This window comes from Lentilactobacillus sp. TOM.63 (assembly GCF_030361045.1).
In the GTDB taxonomy this organism is placed as follows: domain Bacteria; phylum Bacillota; class Bacilli; order Lactobacillales; family Lactobacillaceae; genus Lentilactobacillus; species Lentilactobacillus dabitei.
In genome coordinates this window covers 1-13,541 of sequence record NZ_JAUCAP010000037.1, presented here as the reverse complement: position 1 = coordinate 13,541, position 13,541 = coordinate 1, and the positions used below count along the sequence as shown (strand labels likewise).

At 42.1% G+C, this 13,541-nt stretch carries 15 protein-coding genes; 4 read left to right on the top strand and 11 right to left on the bottom strand.

What is annotated here, in order from left to right; all coding sequences use genetic code 11:
- Positions 1-16 precede the first annotated feature (16 nt).
- From atpH to QUF07_RS08335, 10 genes are all read right to left on the bottom strand, one after another.
- Positions 17-559 (bottom strand): ATP synthase F1 subunit delta, encoded by a 543-nt coding sequence (gene atpH, locus QUF07_RS08380; RefSeq protein ID WP_217161881.1) that lies wholly within the window; start codon positions 557-559, stop codon positions 17-19.
- Positions 556-1,065, bottom strand: a complete 510-nt coding sequence (gene atpF, locus QUF07_RS08375; protein WP_054746528.1) for a F0F1 ATP synthase subunit B — start codon at positions 1,063-1,065, stop codon at positions 556-558. Before atpF ends, atpH begins: the two co-directional genes overlap by 4 nt.
- Positions 1,066-1,107: 42 nt before the next feature.
- Complete coding sequence (atpE, locus tag QUF07_RS08370) at positions 1,108-1,320, bottom strand: F0F1 ATP synthase subunit C (RefSeq protein WP_008858078.1); 213 nt, start codon at positions 1,318-1,320, stop codon at positions 1,108-1,110.
- A gap of 37 nt (positions 1,321-1,357) precedes the next feature.
- Complete coding sequence (gene atpB / locus QUF07_RS08365) at positions 1,358-2,071, bottom strand: F0F1 ATP synthase subunit A (protein ID WP_217161877.1); 714 nt, start codon at positions 2,069-2,071, stop codon at positions 1,358-1,360.
- Positions 2,072-2,464: 393 nt separating this feature from the next.
- The gene (gene upp, locus QUF07_RS08360) at positions 2,465-3,094 is read right to left on the bottom strand and encodes a uracil phosphoribosyltransferase (RefSeq protein WP_056982980.1); all 630 of its coding nucleotides are present in this window, start codon (positions 3,092-3,094) and stop codon (positions 2,465-2,467) included.
- Positions 3,095-3,198: 104 nt separating this feature from the next.
- Positions 3,199-4,449 carry a serine hydroxymethyltransferase gene (gene glyA, locus QUF07_RS08355; RefSeq protein ID WP_289427183.1) on the bottom strand — a complete coding sequence of 417 codons (1,251 nt, stop codon included), beginning with the start codon at positions 4,447-4,449 and terminating at the stop codon, positions 3,199-3,201.
- Positions 4,450-4,477: 28 nt separating this feature from the next.
- Complete coding sequence (locus QUF07_RS08350; RefSeq protein ID WP_217161872.1) at positions 4,478-5,500, bottom strand: L-threonylcarbamoyladenylate synthase; 1,023 nt, start codon at positions 5,498-5,500, stop codon at positions 4,478-4,480.
- 10 nt (positions 5,501-5,510) lie between these two features.
- Positions 5,511-6,365, bottom strand: coding sequence for a peptide chain release factor N(5)-glutamine methyltransferase (gene prmC / locus QUF07_RS08345; RefSeq protein WP_217161870.1), 855 nt, complete (start codon positions 6,363-6,365; stop codon positions 5,511-5,513).
- The gene (prfA, locus tag QUF07_RS08340) at positions 6,358-7,443 is read right to left on the bottom strand and encodes a peptide chain release factor 1 (protein ID WP_217161865.1); all 1,086 of its coding nucleotides are present in this window, start codon (positions 7,441-7,443) and stop codon (positions 6,358-6,360) included. Before prfA ends, prmC begins: the two co-directional genes overlap by 8 nt.
- A gap of 19 nt (positions 7,444-7,462) precedes the next feature.
- Positions 7,463-8,035, bottom strand: coding sequence for a thymidine kinase (locus tag QUF07_RS08335; RefSeq protein WP_054746524.1), 573 nt, complete (start codon positions 8,033-8,035; stop codon positions 7,463-7,465).
- Positions 8,036-8,211: 176 nt separating this feature from the next.
- Here QUF07_RS08335 and QUF07_RS08330 point away from each other — a divergent pair, with 176 nt between their 5' ends.
- Together QUF07_RS08330 and QUF07_RS08325 are read left to right on the top strand one after the other, a co-directional pair.
- Positions 8,212-9,558 carry a Mur ligase family protein gene (locus QUF07_RS08330; protein WP_217161863.1) on the top strand — a complete coding sequence of 449 codons (1,347 nt, stop codon included), beginning with the start codon at positions 8,212-8,214 and terminating at the stop codon, positions 9,556-9,558.
- A complete protein-coding gene (locus QUF07_RS08325; protein ID WP_217161862.1) occupies positions 9,558-10,262 on the top strand; it encodes a type 1 glutamine amidotransferase in 705 nt (234 codons plus the stop codon). The genes QUF07_RS08330 and QUF07_RS08325 overlap by 1 nt, the downstream gene beginning before the upstream one ends.
- Before the next feature lie 138 nt (positions 10,263-10,400).
- On the opposite strand, the gene QUF07_RS08320 is transcribed toward QUF07_RS08325, so the two are convergent.
- Positions 10,401-11,408 carry a serine hydrolase domain-containing protein gene (locus tag QUF07_RS08320; RefSeq protein ID WP_217161860.1) on the bottom strand — a complete coding sequence of 336 codons (1,008 nt, stop codon included), beginning with the start codon at positions 11,406-11,408 and terminating at the stop codon, positions 10,401-10,403.
- 195 nt (positions 11,409-11,603) lie between these two features.
- Between QUF07_RS08320 and QUF07_RS08315 the strand changes: the two genes are divergently transcribed.
- Together QUF07_RS08315 and QUF07_RS08310 are read left to right on the top strand one after the other, a co-directional pair.
- The gene (locus QUF07_RS08315) at positions 11,604-11,933 is read left to right on the top strand and encodes a hypothetical protein (protein ID WP_054746521.1); all 330 of its coding nucleotides are present in this window, start codon (positions 11,604-11,606) and stop codon (positions 11,931-11,933) included.
- Positions 11,934-12,067: 134 nt separating this feature from the next.
- Positions 12,068-13,423 carry a matrixin family metalloprotease gene (locus tag QUF07_RS08310; RefSeq protein ID WP_217161858.1) on the top strand — a complete coding sequence of 452 codons (1,356 nt, stop codon included), beginning with the start codon at positions 12,068-12,070 and terminating at the stop codon, positions 13,421-13,423.
- Positions 13,424-13,541 lie beyond the last annotated feature (118 nt).

Below are 13,541 nucleotides of genomic sequence, written 5' to 3'. Positions count from 1 at the left end.
CTTTAAATAGATATCGTTAATTTAACAATAATTCCTTAACTTTATTAATTCGTGTCTTAACACTGCCATCAATTGTCATATCAGAAGACTTAATCATAACACCACCAATGAGTGATGAATCGACTTTCGTATCAAAAATAACCTTGGCAGCTCCAACCCGTTTTTCAAACGCCTTTGCTAATCGATCACGTTGATCATCACTGAGTTCAGTTGCTGAAACAACTTCTGCCCTGACGATCTTTTTATCATCTTCATATACTTTTTGGAATTGATCAATAATATCCAAAATTTGTGGAAAGCGACGATAATCAGCAACAACTTTTAAAAAGTTTTTAATAAAATCTGAAGCATTTTCGGTGATAGGAGCGAGGAGGGACTGTTTGTCCTTATCGGCAACTCGAATATCATCAAGAATATCAATCAACTTAGGATTAGCAGCAAACACTTTTCTGAGCTCTTGCAAATCAGCGTAACCAGATTCGAGTTCATTCGTATTCGTCAAAACTTCGAACATGGCTTTAGCGTATTTTTTTGAAGCTGTCATACTATCTAATGTCATTTCTGCTTACCCAACCCTTCAATATAAGAATCAACAAGCCCTTTTTGATCATCTGCGTTTAATTCTTTTGAAATAATCTTAGTTGCAATTTCAATAGACAGGCTTGCCACATCTTTTCGAGAATTAGCCAAAGCTTCTTGTCGTTGTTGTTCAATATCCTTCTCAGCAGAACTCTTAAGATTAGATGCTTCATTTCGTGCATCTTCAACGATCTTTTCACGTTGTTGTTGTCCATTTTGCTTTGCGGTGTTAATAATTCCGTTTGCATCTTCACGGGTTTTCTGCAATTCAGCTTGACGGGTTGCTGCTAATTCAGCAGCCTTAGTCCGTGACTCTTTTGCAGAATCAATATCACTGGCAATTTTATCTGAACGGTTTTGCATCATCTTAGTGATTGGCTTCCATGCAATGATTTTGATCAACCACATTAAAACAAGAAAACTAAGCATCACAAACAGCATGTCACCAACATAAAGCTGAGCTCCAACTATCGAATATGAAAACATCAATTGGCACCTCCTTCTTTGTATATTTAGCGATACTAGTCACTACTTGTTCATAACCAGCAAAGCAACAACGAAGGCGATGATAGGCATAGCTTCAACCAAACCAACACCAATGAACATGTTACTACGAAGTTGACCTGACAATTCTGGTTGTCGTGCCATACCTTCCAACATCTTAGAAATTAAAATACCATCACCAATAGCTCCACCAATAGCGGCACCAGCCATTGCAATACCTGCAGCAATTGCTCCCATAATAATAAATCCTCCTTAATAATCTAAAAAAATTTTGTTAATCTTCTAGTTCTATCTTTCGAGAAATGTAAACTGAGGACAATGTTACAAAAACATAGGCCTGAATACATCCAATAAAGACTGAAAAACCAGTCCAAACCAATTCCAGGATGAATGCACCGATCCAAATGACCGGCCCACCATGAGCCATGCCAACGATGATGCCAAGAAGCATTTCACCTGAAAGAATGTTACCAAATAGTCGCAAACCTAACGTCAAGAAATTAGTAAACTCCTCGAACAGATTAATTGGTAAGAAAAATACAAATGGCTTCAAGTAATTCTCAAAATGTCCCTTATAACCCAGCTTTCGAATTCCTAAGAATTGTGCAAGCGTCATCGTCATCAGAGACAAAGTCATCGTCACCACCGGATCGGAAGTTGGACTTTTGACATATGCTACACCTGATACATCAATATGCAAAAATAGACCCTCTAAATTCGCAATTATGATGAACATAAACAAGGTAAACCCCCAGAGCCCTAAAAACTTGCTTGTGGCACCCGGAATCGAACTATTCACGATTCCATTAGTGAAGTCAACAGCATATTCTAGAACGTTCTGACCCTTACCCGGTTTCATAGTAAGGTGCCTTGACAATGCATACACAAGGCCTAATACAACTGCACAAGCGATTAAAATGGAGATCATGTTCCCCACGTTAAACGTCAGACCCAAAAATTCAAAAGTCGAAGGAGTTCCTCCACTCACAAAATCTCACCTCTTTCCAAGATACAGTATACGCAAGTAAATCAATCTGGTTATTGGTCAAGAAGACATGATTACCAAAGTGAAACTTTGCGATGGTAATGGACACACAATATTGTCCAAATACAATTGAAACTATACCACCAATCATCACAAAATTCAAAACAATATTAGTAATCTTCGCACCTTTTAAAGCGCGCCCTTAACACAATTATCAACCTCATGTCAGGTTTATGAACGTGAAATCACAACCGACCAAACTCGAAGAGCTGACAAAACATTAATAAAATCAAACGACTTTGAATCATATTTGCCAGCTTTTTACTAAATTAAATCCTGGATAATACAAAATGGAGCGATTACATTCGCTCCACCACAACAATCATCATTTTCGAATTACTTAGTACCAAATAACCGGTCACCTGCATCGCCCAAGCCAGGTACAATATAGCCTTTATCGTTTAGCTTCTCGTCTAAGGCTGCCGTGTAAATGTCAACATCGGGGTGAGCTTTCTGCAATGCTTTTACCCCTTCTGGAGCGGCAACTAAACAAACAAACTTGATATTTGAGGCACCACGTTTTTTGAGGGCATCAATGGCCATGATGGAAGAACCACCGGTTGCAAGCATCGGATCAACAACAAAAATTTGGCGCTGCTCAATATCAGAAGGTAATTTGACAAAGTATTCGTGAGGTTCCAGTGTCTTCTCGTCTCGATACATCCCAATGTGACCAACCTTAGCTGCAGGAATTAAGTCCAGAATGCCGTCGACCATTCCGATTCCAGCCCGAAGAATTGGCACGATGGCAACCTTCTTGCCTGAAATTTGTTTGGCATGTGCAATGCCTTCAGGAGTCTGAATATCAATATCTTCAAGGGGCATGTCACGCGAGACTTCAAACGCCATCAAAGTTGCGATTTCATTCACAATTTCACGAAATTCCTTCGTCCCACAATTTTTATCCCGAATCATTGATAACTTATGCTGAATCAGTGGATGATCCATAACTTGAAACTTACCCATTATTTCCCACTCCTTATTTATATTTCTAAATAATTGTATCACACATGTGGTCGCTAAATTCACAAAAAAGCCCGAAACCACAATTAGTTTCGAGCTTCACTAAATCACGATTCAATTGGATGTTTTTGAGTTAATGCTTCTACTTTATTAGCAACATCTTGTAAATTACTTTCATCTTCTGGATTATCGATCACTTGAAGAATCAACTTGGCAACTTGACGGGCATCTTCTTCATCAAATCCACGAGTTGTTATGGCGGGCGTTCCTAAACGAAGACCACTTGTTTTTGAAGGTGGCAATGGATCATTTGGAATGGACTCTTTATTGGTCGTAATGTGGACCGAATCCAAGATGTTTTGTAAATCTCTTCCATTTAAAGAAGTTTGAGTGAGATTAATCGTCATCAAATGATTATCAGTACCACCCGTCAATACTGACACTTTGGCTGAACTTTGAAGTTCATCAGCCATCGCCTTCGCATTTTTAATAACTTGTTCACCATACTGCTTAAATGAGGGTTGCAGATCTTCGTAAAAAGCAGCAGCTTTACCAGCGATGACATGTTCCAACGGTCCACCTTGGCTGCCGGGGAATACGGCTGAGTTGAGCTTTTTAGCATACTTAGCTTTGGCAAGGATCATACCGCCACGAGGGCCCCGTAATGTTTTATGAGTCGTTGTGGTCACAACATCGGCTACAGGAACTGGACTTGGATGCAAACCAGTTGCTACAAGACCGGCAATATGTGCCATATCAACCATCAAGTAGGCACCAACGGAATCGGCAATGTCGCGGAACTTCTGCCAATCAATAATTCGGCTATATGCTGAAGCACCGGCAATGATCAATTGAGGTTGAACATCCTTGGCAATTTTAGCAACCTCGTCATAATCAATTAATTGGGTCTTCGGATCGAGTCCATACGAATAAGAATCGTACAACTTACCAGAAAAGCTGACCTTGGCCCCATGACTTAAATGACCACCAGCATCTAATCCCATTCCCAAAATCTTGTCACCAGGCTTCAATAAAGCAGCGTAAACTTCCTGGTTGGCTTGAGAGCCTGAGTGAGGTTGAACATTGGCGTATTCAGCACCAAACAGTTCCTTAGCCCGATCAATGGCTAACTGCTCAACGATGTCAATGTATTCACAGCCACCATAATACCGACGGCCCGGATAACCCTCAGCATACTTGTTGGTCAACACTGATCCCTGAGCTGCCCGAACGGCGTTTGATACGATGTTCTCGGAAGCAATCAGTTCAATGTTATGTTCCTGACGGTTTTCTTCGTTCGCAATTGCATCCCAAAGTTCAGGATCCTGCTGTTTGTAATCGTAATTCAACTGCAACACCTCACTATTTTATTGTGGTACAGATTGATTATAACTGCTTAAAATGCATTTGCCCAGCTGATTTATTCAATCGATTCATGTAGGCCTCCGCAATCCCAGTTGGTTTAAGGCCTTGCGCAAATACAGTTTTATATTGTTTGTGATTATCAAAATCCCTCAACTCTGCAAAAAGATCGTGGGCAGCGGATTTTGCGTCATCCCCTAACGAAATGACATCGGTGTTTTTCGGCCAATCAATCGAATTGATCACATCATTGAACGCCATCACACCGACTGGCTGATGATGGGCACCAATCCAGTCGGCAACCTCCTGCCAGTTATCGTCCGGGTCCACGATATAGACCTGAGCATCAGGGGCATAGTGCTTATATTTCATCCCAGGTGCTTTAGGCGTCTGGCTCATGCCCACATGATGCAATTCATCCATCACTGGCCGTTGAATCACCGCTTCAATATCTCCTTTAGTGACCGCCCCTGGTCGTAAAATTGATGGCGTGTCAACTGACATGTCCAAGACGGTTGACTCAACTCCGACCGTTGTTGGGCCATCATCCAAAATAGCTGCAATTTTACCGTTCAAATCATGATAAACATGCTGGGCAGTTGTTGGGCTTGGCTTGCCGGAAGTATTGGCTGAGGGGCCAACGATTGGCACCCCCGCTTTGGTGATCAAATCCAAGGTGAGTTGGTTATTCGGAAAACGGAAAGCTGCAGTGTCAAGACCACCCGTCACCGTTTTGGAAAGAGCATGCGGTTTGAGCTTAAAAATCATTGTCAAGGAACCTGGCCAGAATTGTTTAATCAGCTTTTTGGCATCATCGCTAAAACCAGCCACATATGTTCCCACCATTGAAACACTTGTCACGGTCACAATTAATGGGTTATCGCTTGGCCGGCCCTTTGCCTGATAAACTTTTTTAACGGCTGATTCATTGGTTGCGTCTGCTCCCAACCCATATACCGTTTCGGTTGGGAAAGCGACCAATTCACCTTGCTGAATGATTTTGGCGGCGGTATCCAATTGATCGCCGTTCAACATTAAAGTTTCCATTTTATTAACCTCATTTCCTTACTTGAACCATTCGCTGATGCCCAGCTGCATCATGCTTAACACTGATTGTCGCGGTTGGCATCGCTTCAGAAAAAATCGCGACCACTGCATCCTCTTGGTGAAACCCGATCTCGACAAAAAGTCGGCCACCTGGTTTTAGATGGGCGGCAGCACCGGCAGCGATCTGCTTGTAAATCGCCAAACCGTTTTCCTCAGCATACAAAGCCAAATCCGGCTCATTATGGATGACACTTTGATCCATATAATTGGTCTCACTGTGGGAAATATACGGTGGGTTTGAGACGATCACGTCAAATTGTGAATCAATCTGCTCAAACACATCACTGTTAATAAATTTCACCTTTAAGCTCAACCGATCAGCATTGCTTTTGGCGACTTGCAATGCGGCATCAGAGACATCGCTAGCAGTCATTTGCCACTGGGATCGTTCCTTTTTAAGCGCAAGGGCAATTGCCCCACTTCCAGTTCCAATATCCAACACAGAAAGTTGACCAGATTTCTGCTGAGTTTCGGCTAAAATCCAGTCAACCAACTCTTCGGTTTCAACTCGGGGAATCAGCACTGCTGGGCCAACTGTGAGTGTAAGTCCATAAAAGGCTGCCTGGCCAACAATATATTGAGGTGGCATTCCTGCAATCAGTTTACTGATATCCTCTTGGAATGTGTGCCACAGATCATTTGGCATTTTGTGCTGATAATCAATTAACAATTGGGTCGCAGATAAGTGTGCGCGGTGGCGAAGAATGAAATCCACATCGTACATATCGATATTTGAATTCCCTTTAACACGAAAAGAAGCCCATTTCCGGGCTTCAAAATAAGTCACATTATCTGCATTATTCATTGGTCAAATTCTCAAGTTTCTTGGCTTGATCAGACAAAATTAACGCATCAATGATTTCACCAAGTTCACCGTTCATGATTCGATCCAATTTGTTAAGGGTCAATCCAATTCGATGATCGGTTACCCGGTTTTGAGGATAATTATAAGTCCGAATTCGTTCAGAGCGGTCACCCGTTCCCACAGCAGACTTTCGTTCAGCATTGTATTGATCTTGTTCTTGTTGTGAATAGTAGTCGTAAACCCGGGCCTTCAAAATTTTCATTGCCTTGGCACGGTTCTGCTGTTGCGAACGCTCGTCTTGCATGGCAACAACAATTCCTGTGGGCAAATGGGTCATTCGAACCGCAGATGACGTCTTGTTGATATGCTGACCACCAGCACCAGATGAACGATAAACATCCACTCGAATATCTTTAGGGTCAATATCAATATCAACGTCCTCTTCTTCAGGCATCACCCCAACAGTCGCGGTGGAAGTATGAACTCGGCCGGCTGATTCAGTCACTGGCACCCGTTGAACCCGGTGGGCACCATTTTCGTACTTCAGCTTTGAATAAACCTTGTCGCCGGTAATCATCAAGGCAATTTCTTTGAATCCGCCGACTTCGGTTTCATTCTTATCAACCACTTCAACTTGCCAACCCTGGCGCTCAGCATACTTGGAATACATGCTAAACAAATCGGCTGCAAATAAGCTGGCTTCATCCCCACCAGCGGCTCCATGGATCTCCATGATGATATTCTTGTCATCATTGGGGTCCTTTGGAAGCAGCATAACCTTTAATTCACTCTCAAGCTTTTCCTTCTGTTCTGTATAATCGGAAATTTCATCTTTAACCATTGATTCCAGGTCAGAATCATCGATCTTTTCTCGCAGCATCTCTTTGTCGTCGTTTAATTGACCCGTCACTTTTTGATACTTCTTGAAGGCCGCCACGGTGTCCCGCAGATCTGCCTCTTCTTTTGACAGTTTCATGAACTTTTGAGTATCCGCAATCACTTCTGGATCACTGATCAATTCATTCAGTTCATCATAACGATCAACTACAGCTTGTAATTTGTCGAAAATTTCATCCATTTAATAATTCCTCACTTTGTTACTTAATCGGTGGATTGTAATAGTGCTTTCGGCACACTGGATAGTAAGATTCATTACCACCCATTTGAATTTGTTCGCCTTCATACACAGGCTTACCATCGTGAAATCTGAGATTCATAATGGCCTTTTTGCCGCAGAACCAGCAAATTGTCTTCATTTCCTCTATCTTATCTGCATATAGCAATAAGTATTCGGATCCTTCAAACAAATGGTTCTGAAAGTCGTTCTTGAGGCCAAATGCAATGACTGGTATGTTCAATTCGTCAACAATTTCTGCCAATTGAAACACATGCTTCTTTGTTAGAAATTGGGCTTCGTCAATTAGGACGCAACTGGCATGGGGATCGAGTTCTTGAACCCGTTCGAAAATATTTGTCTTTTCAGAAATTGGATCCGCCTTTCGTTCCAGGCCAATTCGAGATTCAATCATCCCCTGTTTCTCACGTGTGTCCAAGGCACTAGTCATAATAATAACACTTTTATTTTGCTCCTCATAATTGTGAGCAACTTTAATGATTTCGATCGTTTTGCCACTATTCATAGCACCATAACGATAAAATAATTGAGCCAATATTTCCACCTTTTTCCTTGAAAGCTTCTATTCCATTATACAGAAATTCCCTTTGAATATCGATATTAATCAAAATTTTCAGCCACAAAGAGCCAAACCGTGTTCAAACCGCCATCCGTATGATAAACTTAGTCTTTGATTAGTACGATATGTACTTAGTTTAAGGAGTAAATCTTATGTCATTGAAAAGTTCAATTGCAACTGCAGCCGGCAAGTCTTCTTACTGGTTCTTACACACGTTCTTAAAGGGTGGCAGTTCGCTTCCTGGAAAAATCACCAAAAAAATTGATCCAAATATTTTACAAAATCTTGCTCGAAATTACGATGTGATCGTCATCACAGGAACCAACGGCAAAACACTAACCACCGCTTTGACTGTTCAAGTTCTCAAGGAAAAGTATGAAAACATTCTGACTAATCCGACTGGATCAAACATGGAACAGGGAATTATCACGACCTTTCTTCATGCGCCCCGGACAAAAAACAAGCGCCCGCTGGCAGTTCTAGAGGTTGATGAAGCCAACGTGATCATGGTAACAAAATACATTAAACCAAAAGCATTCGTCTTCACCAATATTTTCAGAGACCAAATGGATCGTTATGGTGAAATCTACACGACTTACCAAAAGATTTTAAACGGGGTTGCGTTGGCGCCAAATGCCACGATTATTGCCAATGGTGACGCCCCAATTTTCCATTCAAAACAACTCCCAAATCCCATGATCTATTATGGATTTGCTAATCAGCCCGAGGGCGACATTAAGGCGACCCCAAACACTGATGGTGTACTTTGTCCCCAGTGCCAACACATTTTGCACTATCGCTACATCAGTTATTCAAACTTGGGCAAGTATTTCTGCCCAAATTGCGGGTATCAACGGCCAGAATTAAACTTCGCGCTCAATAAAATTGTAGAACTCACCCCAAAGTCGTCAAAATTCGAAATCGATGGCGAGCCAATCAAAATTGAGATTGGCGGGGTCTACAACATCTATAACGCATTAGCCGCATACACGGTCGGCCGATTCATGGGGGTCACTCCTGCTCAAACCCAGCAGGCCTTCCACCAAGGAAAAAGCATTTTTGGCCGCCAAGAAGAGATCAACGTCGACGGCAAGAAAGTTACTTTAATTCTAGTTAAAAATCCTGTTGGTTTAAATCAAGTGATCGACATGATTTCGACCGATAAAGATCCTTTCACGTTTATTGGTCTACTGAATGCCAATTACGCAGACGGAATTGATACCAGTTGGATTTGGGATGGCGACTTCGAACGACTTCCCAAAATGAACATCAAACAATTCATTACAGGTGGCGAGCGCTACAAAGACATCACCTACCGGCTTCAAGTTGCTGGGGTAGATCCGGCTAAACACTTGGTTGAACCAGATCTGGACAAGGTCGTTGAGATGATTCCAAATGCCCCAACCGAGAAAGTCTATATTTTAGCCACTTATACGGCTATGCTGCACTTGCGAAAAGTCTTTGCTACAAAAGGTTTTATCAAAGGAGGTCTTGACTAATGGCTTATACACTGAATGTTTGCCATCTCTATGGTGACTTGATGAATACTTACGGCGATCTGGGAAACATCTTGGTACTCAATTATTTAGCTGAAAAGATGGGCGTTGAGCTCACTTCCGAAGTAATCAGTTTGGATCAAGCATTTGATCCTGACAAATATGACATCATCGTGTTCGGTGGTGGTCAAGATTTTGAACAGTCAATTGTTTCAAAAGACATCCAAACAAAGAAAGCTGGCCTGACTGACTTCATTGAGGACAATGGCTCAGTTGTCGCAATTTGTGGTGGTTATCAACTATTGGGACACTACTACATTGGCGCAAATGGTGAAAAACTGCTGGGCATTGGCGCTTTGGACCATTACACAGACAAGCAAAAAGACCATCGATTTATCGGAAACGTTGTCATTGAAAACGAAGAAACCGGTGAACAATACCACGGCTTCGAAAACCATCAAGGTATCACCTTCCTAGGCCAAGATGAACGGCCACTCGGAAAAGTGTTGGAAGGCCATGGGAATAATGGTCAGGATAAAACCGAGGGTGCGATCTATAAAAACGTTTATTGCACTTACTTCCACGGACCAATCTTAGCCAGAAACAATCAAATTGCAAAACACGTTTTGATTAACGCGCTGAAACGAAAGTATCCGGACGCTGACATTTCCAAGCAAGAACAGTTGAAGGTAGCCGAAACATTCTAGCACCCGAAAAACATTCTGATGTGATTAATATAAGGGGTTCATTACTACAGCCTGATCTTGGGCTATGGTAATGGCCCCTGTTTTCGCAATCGATATTGCAAGAACCGTTCTAAATACCAGTTAGCGGCAATCACGGCGTCATGCATTTGCTTCCCTGATGAATGTCCGAATCAACTCACTGCGATATGGGAAAAAAGCCTTATTGAGGGCGTTTGGATGAACTCGATTTGATAGAAACACAAGTGCCTGTTGGGCGGTTCGATCAATCACAATCAGCGTCCCTGTAAAGCCGGTATGCAAAATATATGGATGCCCATTATACTCACGTAAAATCCACCCAAACGAGCGGTTCTTGGTGTGGTCTGGAGTTTGATCGACAAACAATTGATCCAGCCACGTCTTTGACAAGAAATCCGGGTAACGAATTTGACCCAGTAACCATTTCGAAAAGTGAACCAAGTCGGTTAATGTTGCAAACAACCCGGCTGATCCACAATCAGCGCCTAATATCCGAGCTTTTGGATCATGGACGCTTCCCCTTAACAGGCCTTCTTGAGGTAACTTCTCAGTTGGAACGACCTCCAATGGATTTTGGGGATGAAAAGTTGCTTGTCGTAATTCTAAAGGCCGCAAGACGTATTCTGAAACCAATTGCTGCACCGGTTCGCCCATAATTGTGGATGCAATCCACCCCAAGAAGATAAAATTGTAATCCTGATAGTGAACGACTTTGCCGATATCGGGCCCACTCTTAAGATTCAATAATGCTGGAATAAGTTCATCTTTCGGTAACTGATTGCGGTTGGGAATGTACCCAACAATATCTGAAGTGTGCGTGAGCAAGTGTCTGACCGTAACCTGTGGTGACTGCCATTGCGGTAAATACTGACTCAATGAATCGTCCAATGACAATTTTCCCAGTGCCAACAGTCTGATAATCAAATTGGTCGTCCCGACTACTTTTGTTAAAGATGCCAAATCGTACAGTTCCCCCTGTTCCAAGGGGAGTGTTTCGGGGACCAGCTCCTGATTACCAAAGTAGCTGGAAAGAACTGAGTGTTGATTGATAATGCCATAGGTTACCCCGGGCACAATTTGATCATCGACAAATTGATGCATTTTCGCAATTGTTTCGTTGTATTTCATCGACATTATCCTTTCAAGACCATTTCGCCATTCTAAATTAGAAATAGCTGGTAGATCGAACTTTAATAACCCAATCATATCAGAAAATGCCGTTAACAACGCAGGGCTTTAAAAAATCAAAACAAATTCATCATGAACCGATCAGATTTGATACAATGGAATTAGAAATCCCAATCGAATTGGAGGCACCCCACTGTGGCAAGCAATTCTGATACACTTTACCACGTTCTTTCATATATCAAAGCCCACCCTGACAAGGTGATCGTCGAACCTGGCCAGTATGACAATGCAATTGTTATGTATTTAGATGATGACGTTAAGCTGGGCAACCCTGAAATTTATTTTCCATCCCACAAACTGATGGTTAATCGAATGGCCCCAGAGTTCATGTCAATGAATAATGAACTGCTCGATTATTTTCATGATCAAACCAGGGTTAAGGATTCCAGTTATCATGAGTTATGGATTACAACTTCTCACTTGGCGAAACGAAATAAGTTTTTAGTTGATCTGTCGTTTGAATAATCACTGTCCGCGAATAGCGAATATTTTTTTACTCAAAACCAATGGCCACACTTAACTGGCAAATCAGATACATTGCTTTTGCTATGATGAGCGATAAAATAATCCGTATTAATCTAACAATAGGAGGTATCAAGTTGATAATCAGGACTAAATTCATTTCAACAACGCTATTGACAGCCTTGTTCGCAATGGGTTTTGCGGCAACGAGCATCCATTCAACGACTGCCGAGGCAAAAACGAGCGTCAAAATCGTTTGGCGCCATAAGGTTCGGCCCGCCGCCACCTATCAAATGAAAGGGATCAAGTCAAAACGATCGTATGCATACTCAGCCAAACTCGCTCATAAGAAGTTTCGGTTATTAAAATATGCCCACAAACAATTTACGGTCACCTATCAACAGAAGGTTAAGGTTCACGGCAAATATCGGGTTTATTACTATGCCAAAAATACCGTTAACCATAAAATCTCTGGCTGGGTTTGGCGCGGCTACTTAACCAAAGTCAGCAACAAACAAACAAATTTGATTTCTAAATCAAAGCTGAACCAACTCATCTCAGCTACCCCGGATCTGCAACCAGACAAGCAGGTGTTAAGTCTCAATAAAGATGCTTACAGTAAATATGCCACTATTTTTAATAAGCAGTACAATGTTGGTAATTTTGCGGCTCCTGGTGTTTTTTTCCACGATCACGCAACGATTTACGTTGAGGATAGTGCCCTTCAAAGCAATGTCAACTCAGCAATTGATAAATGGAATAGTGCTTTAGGCGCCGACGTATTTTCAATTGGCAGCAAAACTAATAACACCCTGACCGTTGGATTTGGTGACGGCACAGCGGCAGGTTGGGACGGCTTGTTCAACAGTACCTCGATACAAGTGGATCAAAGCCATTTCAATGATCAGTCTTACGTGAGTGCAAATACCCTCAGCCCAGCGTTCCAGCAGAAGATCAAAGCACTCTCTGATCAAGCCAGCCAACTTCTTGCAACTACGAACGCAGACCTGAAGGCTAACCGGAAACAATATGAAGATCAACTGCAACAACTTACTTCCCAGTTGGACAATGCAAATTCTGATAGCCAACGAGATCAAATTAATCAACAAATAAATGATTTGAAGAATCATCACCATACCACCGATCAACAAATTCGAAATGACTACAACACGCAACTTGATCAAATTCGCCAGCAAATTAAAGACGACTACAATACTGAACAAGAATCCACCTCAACAAGCTTGGAAACTAATTATTGGACAACGGTTGTCACCCATGAGTTGGGTCATGCATTGGGCCTATACCACACCCCTTATCAGAGCGATATCATGTATGCCCCAACAGACAACGAATCTGAGTCAACGCCCAGTCCAGTCAAGTACTCTTGGAGCGAGCCCAAGGATCCGGATGCAGCCAGGTCTTACGAAACCGCCGAGTTGTCATCACGAGATATCAACCGGGCAAAGTTGACCAAGTTATTAGGTTATTGGTAAGCGGCATAAAAATAACGCCTTCCCAAATTGGGTTGGCGTTATTTTGGCTCTTCGTCAACTGTTGTTGGTGAAACTAAATTCGAGTTCTAATCACTTTGTGATTAGGGCTCTTTTTGTT